We start from the raw sequence: 1,733 nt of genomic DNA, 5'->3' as shown, positions 1-1,733 counted from the left end.
GATGATCTTTAAAAATTAACAGCCGATAAGCGTGGGCGTTTAATGAAGTGCGACAGAACTTCGGTTCTGGAAACTTTAAATATTAAATGCTCACAAGAAATATAGGTAAGATCGCAAGAAATTACCTGTCAGTATTTTGAGAGAGCGATGCCCTTCGGGGTAGCCAGAAATGGCACAAAACAGAGATTAAACTAAAGAGTTTGATCCTGGCTCAGATTGAACGCTGGCGGCATGCCTTACACATGCAAGTCGAACGGCAGCATAGGAGCTTGCTCCTGATGGCGAGTGGCGAACGGGTGAGTAATATATCGGAACGTGCCCTAGAGTGGGGGATAACTAGTCGAAAGACTAGCTAATACCGCATACGATCTACGGATGAAAGTGGGGGATCGCAAGACCTCATGCTCCTGGAGCGGCCGATATCTGATTAGCTAGTTGGTGGGGTAAAAGCTCACCAAGGCGACGATCAGTAGCTGGTCTGAGAGGACGACCAGCCACACTGGGACTGAGACACGGCCCAGACTCCTACGGGAGGCAGCAGTGGGGAATTTTGGACAATGGGGGCAACCCTGATCCAGCAATGCCGCGTGAGTGAAGAAGGCCTTCGGGTTGTAAAGCTCTTTTGTCAGGGAAGAAACGGTCCTGGATAATACCTGGGACTAATGACGGTACCTGAAGAATAAGCACCGGCTAACTACGTGCCAGCAGCCGCGGTAATACGTAGGGTGCAAGCGTTAATCGGAATTACTGGGCGTAAAGCGTGCGCAGGCGGTTGTGTAAGTCAGATGTGAAATCCCCGGGCTCAACCTGGGAATTGCATTTGAGACTGCACGGCTAGAGTGTGTCAGAGGGGGGTAGAATTCCACGTGTAGCAGTGAAATGCGTAGATATGTGGAGGAATACCGATGGCGAAGGCAGCCCCCTGGGATAACACTGACGCTCATGCACGAAAGCGTGGGGAGCAAACAGGATTAGATACCCTGGTAGTCCACGCCCTAAACGATGTCTACTAGTTGTCGGGTCTTAATTGACTTGGTAACGCAGCTAACGCGTGAAGTAGACCGCCTGGGGAGTACGGTCGCAAGATTAAAACTCAAAGGAATTGACGGGGACCCGCACAAGCGGTGGATGATGTGGATTAATTCGATGCAACGCGAAAAACCTTACCTACCCTTGACATGGATGGAATCCCGAAGAGATTTGGGAGTGCTCGAAAGAGAACCATCACACAGGTGCTGCATGGCTGTCGTCAGCTCGTGTCGTGAGATGTTGGGTTAAGTCCCGCAACGAGCGCAACCCTTGTCATTAGTTGCTACGAAAGGGCACTCTAATGAGACTGCCGGTGACAAACCGGAGGAAGGTGGGGATGACGTCAAGTCCTCATGGCCCTTATGGGTAGGGCTTCACACGTCATACAATGGTACATACAGAGGGCCGCCAACCCGCGAGGGGGAGCTAATCCCAGAAAGTGTATCGTAGTCCGGATTGGAGTCTGCAACTCGACTCCATGAAGTTGGAATCGCTAGTAATCGCGGATCAGCATGTCGCGGTGAATACGTTCCCGGGTCTTGTACACACCGCCCGTCACACCATGGGAGCGGGTTTTACCAGAAGTGGGTAGCCTAACCGCAAGGAGGGCGCTCACCACGGTAGGATTCGTGACTGGGGTGAAGTCGTAACAAGGTAGCCGTATCGGAAGGTGCGGCTGGATCACCTCCTTTCTAGAGTGCGCA

Annotated in this window: 1 rRNA gene; it reads left to right on the top strand. The window is 51.9% G+C overall.

Annotated features, from left to right (window positions below):
• Positions 1 to 188: 188 nt before the first annotated feature.
• Positions 189 to 1,721, top strand: a 16S ribosomal RNA gene (locus HWE04_RS24140).
• Positions 1,722 to 1,733: the final 12 nt, after the last annotated feature.

This window comes from Herbaspirillum sp. C7C2 (assembly GCF_022627865.1).
GTDB lineage: Bacteria > Pseudomonadota > Gammaproteobacteria > Burkholderiales > Burkholderiaceae_D > Herbaspirillum > Herbaspirillum frisingense.
This window is presented reverse-complemented; position numbering and strand designations above follow the sequence as displayed.